4 protein-coding genes are annotated in these 6,034 nt (G+C 67.7%); 2 read left to right on the forward strand and 2 right to left on the reverse strand.

The annotated features are described in order from the left end of the window. Positions 1–378 precede the first annotated feature (378 nt). On the reverse strand, positions 379–1,581 hold the full coding sequence (locus tag ABD256_RS43850) for a macrolide family glycosyltransferase (protein ID WP_344432305.1): 1,203 nt from the start codon (positions 1,579–1,581) through the stop codon (positions 379–381). A 115-nt stretch (positions 1,582–1,696) separates the two neighbouring features. On the opposite strand from ABD256_RS43850, the gene ABD256_RS43855 reads away from it, so the two are divergent. Continuing rightward, on the forward strand, positions 1,697–2,314 hold the full coding sequence (locus ABD256_RS43855) for a TetR/AcrR family transcriptional regulator (protein ID WP_344432307.1): 618 nt from the start codon (positions 1,697–1,699) through the stop codon (positions 2,312–2,314). Between the two features lie 188 nt (positions 2,315–2,502). Then, positions 2,503–4,755 carry a glycosyl hydrolase family 18 protein gene (locus ABD256_RS43860; RefSeq protein WP_344432309.1) on the forward strand — a complete coding sequence of 751 codons (2,253 nt, stop codon included), beginning with the start codon at positions 2,503–2,505 and terminating at the stop codon, positions 4,753–4,755. Positions 4,756–4,810: 55 nt separating this feature from the next. Here the strand turns inward: ABD256_RS43860 and ABD256_RS43865 are convergent, their stop codons facing one another. Then, entirely contained in the window at positions 4,811–5,710 is a 900-nt protein-coding gene (locus tag ABD256_RS43865; protein ID WP_344432311.1) for a Vgb family protein, read from the reverse strand. Between the last annotated feature and the right edge of the window lie 324 nt (positions 5,711–6,034).

Raw genomic sequence — 6,034 nt, forward strand, 5'->3', positions numbered from 1 at the left:
CCACAACTCATCCGGCACCAGCCGCCGGGACAACGCATCAGCCATGGCAACGATCATGCATCATCAGCCACAACATCCATACGAGACACGCTCTTAGCCGGAGCCGTCAGTCGGGTACGCCGTACTTCCGGTTCAACCACCAAAGAGGCTTGGTCTCTCGCTCTTCTCGTCATTCATTCGTGGCCCCCAGTAGCATGCGGCCGTGGTCACGAGGTACGCGGCAGGCTAGCCAGTCCTGCCAGGTGATGTCGCCGTCCGCTCCGATGCGCTCCGGCGGGTCGATGTGGACGAAATCCTCGGGCAGCCAGCTCCTGAGCGCTGAGGTTACGCACTTCTTCGAAGCCGCCGGGCATAACGGCTTCGAAGAAGTGCCATGGCCTAGCCGGTTGTCCGCGCCCTGTCCGCCAGCATCGCTTCGACGGCGTCCGCGCCTGCGGAGGCGCCGCCGGCCTTGCTGAGCACCCTGGCCATGTCGGCCAGGTTCGCCCTGATGCCGGGATCGTCGGCGACCGCCTCCACGGCGTCGCGCAGGGCGGCGGGGGTCAGCTCCTCCGGCAGGCGCCGCCCCAGCCCCAGTTCCTCGGCCCGGCGGGCGTTGGCGGCCTGCTCGCCCATCTGGGGTGCGCTCACCGTCGGCACCTCGTAGTACAACGACTCCATTGTGGAGTTCATCCCCGCGTGGGTGGCGAACACGGTGGCGTGCTTGAGCACCGCTGGCTGCGGGAAGTACTGGCGCACCTCGAAGTTCGGCGGCACGGTGCCGAGCTGGTCGCGGTCGACCTGGTCACCGGTGGCCATGGCGACCCGCCATCCGGTGCCCCCGAACGCCTCGACGCAGGTCTTGAAGAAGTCGGGGTTGTTGTTGATGGCCGTGCCGAGCGAAACGAACAGGAGCCGGGTGCCCGGTTCCGGCGGCTGCCAGTCGCCGTAGTCCTCGCGGCCACTGAGCGAAGGGCCGATGAAGGCGAAGCGGTCGTCGAAGGTTTCGCCGGCGTACTGGAATTCCCTCGGCACGAACACGAGGTTGAGGTCTTCGATGACAGGGGTCAGCATCCCGCCAACGGGACGGGTGACGCCCCATGCCTCGGTTGCCTCGCGGAAGTGGTCCAGCGCCGCGGTGATGGCGGGGTGGTCCATGTCGAAATCGGAAAAGAGTTCGTCGCGCAGGGAAAACCCCTCCCCGGAAGCGAAACTGGGGACGAGCTGGATCGCGGGAACGCCCAGGCGCTCGGCCAGTATCGGCCCCGCGGACATCATCATGTCGTAGCAGACGACGTCGGGCCGGTCGTCTTCGAACCGGGCCAGCAGCGTCGGCAGGTTCCGTTCCAGCTCCCTCGCGATCAGTTCCATCATCATGCCGACCATTTCGGGGGTGAACTGGACCTTCCCCTGCGGGCGGGGGCGTTCCCACGGCGTGAGTTCGAGGAAGTCCGCGCCTGCCGTGGTGACGGCGTTGCGGAACTCCTCCGCGATCGGGTAGGTCACCCGGTGACCGCGGTTCGTCAGCTCCCGTACCAGCGGGAGCGTCGGGTTGACGTGACCGTGTGCGGGTGGGCTGATGACGGCGAAGTGCTTGCTCATGGCGCCTTTCCTGGCTCGGGCCTGGCTTGCGCTGGCGGCGCCGATCGGTTTACATACCGTCGGCAGGGCAAGTTAGAGGACGTAGCGACCTCTACACTACGAGTAGTCGAGGGGAGTGCGCAAGGACGCCATGGTGTACTCGCAGCGTGCTGTCGATCACCGCACTCTCAGCAGGCGTCGCGGAAAGGAACTCCACGACGCCATCCTCGACGCGGCATACGCGGAGCTGACCGAACACGGCTACGGCGCGTTCAGCCTCGACCGTGTCGCCGAACGCGCGCGCACCGGCAAGACTTCGGTGTACAAGCGCTGGCCGACCCGGCCGGAGATCGTCATCGCCGCGGTGCTGCGCGAGCTTCCCGACCGGATGGACGTTCCCGACACCGGCGACCTTCGCGAGGACCTGATCGAGGTGCTGCGGTACTTCGCGTCGCGGCTGGCCAGTCCGATCGGCAAGGTCATGCCGGGGCTGCTCGCCGAGTCGATCCGGGACTTCGAACTGCGTGACGCCTTCCGCGAGCACATTTTCGCCGCGCGCCCGCTGCCGGTGGACGAGGTGCTGCGGCGCGCGGTCGAACGCGGGCAGGCGCGGCCGTCCGCGGTGCACCCGAGGGTGGTCATGGTCGGCCCAGCCCTGCTGCGGGAGCACTTCTTCCTGAACGGCGCGCCGATCGCCGAGGACGTGCTGGCCGACATCGTCGACACCGCCGTGCTTCCACTCGTGCTGATCTGAGCCGGCGGGCGCAGGGGCCGTTCGGCCGTTCGGCCGAGCCTTCGCCGGGACCCGTTCGCTCTTCCTCGATCAAGTGGTCTAGACCTTCAGGTGTGCACGGGACTACCGTTTCCCCTTGTGGTCTAGACCACAACATCCACTAGGCCGCACCGTCCTTCTCCTTTCCTTGTCGCGCTTCGGGAGCAAGCATGAAATCCGCCCCGCATCGACTACTCAGAGCCATCGCCGTGGCACTGCTCGCGGTCACCGGGACCGTCGCGGTGTCCGGCCAGGCGCAAGCGGCCGGCAGCCTCACCGCCGCGTTCTCGCTGTCCGGGACCACCGGTCAGTACACGGTGTCCAACACCGGTGGCGCCGCGGTCAGCGGCTGGGCCGTCACCTTCGAGCTGCCCGCCGGCGTGACCGCCACCTCCGGCGAGAACGCCACGGTCAGCCAGACCGGCAACCAGGTCACGCTCACCCCGGCGTACTACATTTCCACCCTGCAGCCTGGCCGGTCGACCTACCCGTACAACCCGACGTTCCGGCTCAGTTCGGCCGCGAACCCGGTGCGCTGTCGCGTCGACGACGCGAACTGCGACGGTTCCGCCGACACCCCGCCGTCCGCGCCGGGCAACGCGAGGGCCACCGTGCGCACCACCACGACGATCTCGCTGGCCTGGGACGCCGCTGCCCCCGGCGCGTTGCCGGTCGTCGGGTACGACGTGTTCCGCGACGGCAAGCTGGCCACTTCGGTCACCGGCACCACGGCCACCCTCACCGGCCTGACCGCGAACACCGAGTACACGTTCACCGTGGCGGCCAAGGACCGCAAGGGGACGTCGTCCCCGCTCAGCGCACCGGTGGTGGTGCGTACCAACAACCCCGGCGACGACACGCAGCCACCGACCGCGCCGGGCGGGCTCCGCTCGACCGCGGTGGACTCGGGAAGCGCTTCGCTCGCGTGGACGGCCTCGACCGACAACACCGGTGTGGTCGCCTACGACGTCTACCGCGACGGCACGCTCGCGACTACCGTGACCGGCACCTCGGCCAAGGTCACCGGTCTCGCACCGTCCACTCGCTACAGTTTCACCGTCCGCGCCCGCGATGGCTACGACAACGCTTCACCCGCGAGTGCCGCGCTGCCGGTCACGACGACCGACATCGTGAACGGGTACGCGAAGGTCGGCTACTTCGTGCAGTGGGGCATCTACGGCCGCCAGTACTTCGTGCGGAACCTGGAAACCACCGGCGCGGCCTCGAAGCTGACGCATGTCAACTACGCCTTCGGCAACATCGACCCGGTCAACCTGACCTGCCTCGGCGGTGTCACCAAGGGGACCACGGCCGATCCGCAGGATCCGTCGCAAGGGGACGGTGCCGGTGACGCGGAGGCGGACTACAGCAGGCCGATGTCCTCGGCGCAGTCCGTGGACGGGGTCGCCGACACCGGCTGGGAAAACCTGCGTGGGAACTACAACCAGCTGAAGAAGCTCAAGGCCAAGCACCCCAACCTCAAGGTGCTGATCTCGCTCGGCGGTTGGACGTATTCGAAGTACTTCTCCGATGTCGCCGCATCGGACGCATCGCGCCGCAAGTTCGTCAGTTCCTGTGTGGACATGTACCTCAAGGGGAACATCCCGGTGTACAACGGCGCGGGCGGACCGGGTACCGCGGCGGGCATCTTCGACGGTATCGACCTCGACTGGGAATGGCCGGGCGCCGAAGGGCACGCGGGCAACCACGTGAACGCGGCGGACAAGGCGAACCTCGCGCTGCTGATGAGCGAGTTCCGCCGCCAGATCGACGAACTGGGCGCGCAGAACGGGAAGCGGTACCAGCTGACCGCCTTCACCCCTGCCGACCCGGCGAAGATCACCGCGGGCTGGGACCTGCCGAAGGTGGCGCAGTCGCTGGACATCTTCAACGTCCAGGGGTACGACTTCCACGGTTCGGGCAGCGACAACTCGTGGGAGCCGAACCGGACCGGGCACCAGGGCAACCTCTACCCCGACCCCGATGATCCGTACCCGTTCCACTTCAGTGTTCAGGACACGGTCAACGCCTACACTTCGGCAGGCATCAACCCCCGCAAGCTGACGCTGGGGCTGGCGTTCTACGGGCGTGGCTGGCAGGGCGTCGCGGACGGCGGCCGCAAGGGCGAATGGCAATCGGCGAAGGGCGCCGCACCGGGGCAGTTCGCCGAGGAGGCGGGCACGCGCGGGTACAGCAACCTGATGGCGAGTGTGCCGAACTGCACCGTGCAGCACGACGAAAAGGCGGTCGCCACGTCCTGCTACACCGGCGAGGGCGGCCAGTGGTGGACGTTCGACGACGTGTGGTCCATCGGCAAGAAGACCGCGTGGCTGAAGGAACACGGTCTGCTCGGCGCGATGATCTGGGAGATGACCGGCGACACCGGCACTCTCATGTCCGCAGTGGACGGTGGTCTGCGCTGATCTTCGCATGACGGAACGGCCCGGTGGGACACCTCGTCCCGCCGGGCCCTTCCGGTCAGCTCCGTGACACGCGGGCGAGCGACCCGATCTCGAGTGCGACCCACAGCGCGCCGTCGGGGCCGACGGTGATCCCGTGCGGTTCCGAATTCGGTGTCGGGAGGGCGAAGGTTTCGATCTCGCCGTCCCTGCCAACGCGTCCGACGCGGTTGCCGCCCCACTCGGTGAACCAGCAGGCCCCGTCCTCGCCCGCGACGATCGCGTGCGGACGCGCGGCCCGGTCCGGCAACGGGAACTCGGTGACCGCACCGTCCACGGTGATCCGGCCGATCTGCCCTGCCGCGATCTCGACGAACCACAGCGTGCCGTCGGCCCCGGCGGTGATACCGACCGGCGCCGCCTGCTCGGTCGGCAGCGTCCAGGTGGTGATGGCGCCCTCGGTGGTGATGCGCCCGATCGCGTTGGCCTGGTTCATGGTGAACCACAGCGCGCCGTCCGGCCCGGCGGTGATGATCGACGGGAAGGCGCCCTTCGAGGGCAGCGGAAACTCGGTCACCGTCCCGTCCACGGTGATCCGGCCGATCTGGTCGGCCTGGATCTCGGTGAACCACAAGGCGTCGTCGGGACCCACGGCGAGCCCGTACGGCCCCGCCTCGGGCGTGGGCACGTCGAACGCCGTCACGCTGCCGTCGGTGGTGATCCGGCCGATGCGATGGCCCTGGTACTCGGTGAACCACAGTGCCCCGTCGGGCCCGGCCACGATGACCGTCGGCTGGCCCGTCGCCGGGTCGAGCTGGTAGGAGGTGTCGCCCCCGCCCGGAATCAGCCGCCCGACTCGGCCCTGCTTGACCTGTGTGAACCACAGTGCGCCGTCGGAGCCGGTCGCTATCCCGTACGGCGCAGAATCCGGCCCGGCGATCTTCTGCTCCACAATGGACACCTTTGTGCCTTTCGCCACGAACCGCTCCTTTGACGTTCGCTGATGCTTTCCGCGTCAGGTTACGGGGTGGTTCGCTGACCACGGCATGCTGGTTGTGGTTGGTTCGTCGTGTTGGGCTGCGGTCCGGTTCGATCGCGGGTGCTGATTTCGGTGGCGTGGCGCCGTTTCTTTGAATGTCCATTATGGACTTGTTGCCTCTGTTCACTCGATCGTGTGTTCGATTCCGGGGTGTGGTCGCGGTAGAATGGTGGGGTGTCGGAGACTTCTTCCCTTGTGTCGCAGCGGGAGCTGTGGCGGTGCAGTGCGCGTGAGGCCGCTGGGCTGTTGCAGGAGAAGTTCGTG

It is taken from the genome of Amycolatopsis minnesotensis (assembly GCF_039529815.1).
In the GTDB taxonomy this organism is placed as follows: domain Bacteria; phylum Actinomycetota; class Actinomycetes; order Mycobacteriales; family Pseudonocardiaceae; genus Amycolatopsis; species Amycolatopsis minnesotensis.